Source organism: Larkinella terrae, from assembly GCF_009668025.1.
Taxonomy (GTDB): Bacteria; Bacteroidota; Bacteroidia; order Cytophagales; family Spirosomataceae; genus Larkinella; species Larkinella terrae.
In genome coordinates this window covers 1-1,073 of the sequence record NZ_WJXZ01000008.1, presented here as the reverse complement: position 1 = coordinate 1,073, position 1,073 = coordinate 1, and the positions used below count along the sequence as shown (strand labels likewise).

General features: G+C 49.7%; 2 protein-coding genes. Both read right to left on the bottom strand.

The features are described 5' to 3' along the window. A partial coding sequence (locus GJJ30_RS14520) for an ISAon1 family transposase (protein ID WP_438821597.1) occupies positions 1–783 on the bottom strand: 783 nt, incomplete at its 3' end. Positions 784–793: 10 nt separating this feature from the next. After that, positions 794–1,073, bottom strand: a 280-nt coding sequence (locus tag GJJ30_RS32045) for an ISAon1 family transposase N-terminal region protein (protein ID WP_170299194.1), incomplete at its 5' end; no start/stop codon positions are given.

Here is a 1,073-nt window from a genome sequence, read left to right as displayed (position 1 = left end):
TACCGTGTTGAAAGACTTGAATCCGGCTTGCCGGACTTTTTCATGCCATTTAGCCAGGCGCGCTAAACCGTAGAGCTTTTCGGTGGTAGTTTCAAAAATGTAACTAAGGGACTGACTCAGTTCATAAGCGGTCTTCAAATCAGGATAGCGCTCAAACAGCAAGGTGGCCCGTTCTCGCTGACTGTCAGTCCAATCCGCCGATTTTTTATAGAACACATACCGGCTGCGGGCCAGCAGTTGTTTAAGCGTATCGCCATTGGAAAGTACTTCCGGTTTGTACCCGTACTGAGTTGATTTGGCTTGTTCAATCGCTTCATTTTCGGCATCGAGCGCTTCCCACCGATACTTGACACGCATCTGCTGGACCGCTTCCAGGGCTAATTGTTGAACGTGGAATCGGTCGGTGACCTGCGTGGCGCGGGGAAAGCATTTTTTGGCAATAAGGCCCATATTGCCCGCCATGTCCAGGGTAATTTCGGTGACCTTTTTGCGGAGCTTTTCGGGCATTTTCCGCAGGATTGGGATGATCGCTTCGGCCTTCGTACCGGCAATAATGGCCACAATGCTTCCCTTTCCGCCTTTGGCGTCTTTATTGGTTAGGATGGTGTATAACTCGCCTTGCGAAAGCGAAGTCTCATCAATCGAAAGGTGTGCTCCCAGATTCTGAGGATACAAAAGCCACTGTTTCGCATGCGATTTCTGGCCCCATTGGTTAAAACCGCCCTGAAAATTCCGATACTGACGAAGCAATGCTTTCCCATTAACCCCAAAGAATCGCCCAATGGTTTGGGTATCAGTCGGGTTGGTATCGACTGATGTCTTTTAAAAAAGCGGAAAACTCACTGGTCATCCGCGTTCCTTTTCCTACTTCGGTCCAGTCTCTGTACACGACTTTGCCGGTCTGGGTATTAAGCCACCGACGGCGCTTGATGTGCAGGAAAACCTGATGGCCCCGAATAGGAAAATCCTGCACCGTTATCGTCGGAAAGAAGCCTTTGGAGAGTAGGTTTTTCCGGTCCGGGTCATTCTCGTCAGCATTTTTCTCTTCGATATGCACATGAAAGACGCCCTCT